Genomic DNA, 268 nt, shown 5'->3' with positions numbered 1-268 from the left:
AGTTATGTCCGGCAAAGCGATACGGAATCAAGTGTCAGGGAATGGAACAGTGTTCAGTTAGTCAGGGAATACGTATACCGCTAGCGGAAAACCGACGGATATTCACGCCGATCGACCGGGCAAGTTATAAGTGGGAAAAAGAATATAAAAAACGCACCGCAGTAGAAAGGGTAAATAGCAGACTCGATGTATCCTTTGGATTCGAACAGCATACCATTCGGGGCATGGCCAAAATGAAGCTGCGGTGCGGACTGGCCCTATGTGTTAT

At 47.4% G+C, this 268-nt stretch carries 1 protein-coding gene; it reads left to right on the top strand.

Annotated features, from left to right (window positions below; genetic code table 11):
* A partial coding sequence (locus JDF658_RS12955; RefSeq protein WP_200805688.1) for a transposase occupies positions 1 to 268 on the top strand: 268 nt, incomplete at both ends.

Origin of the sequence: Carboxydocella sp. JDF658, assembly GCF_002049395.1 — a bacterium.
In the GTDB taxonomy this organism is placed as follows: Bacteria; Bacillota.
Note: the sequence above shows the minus strand (reverse complement) of the source record. Positions and strands in the feature narration are given on the sequence as shown.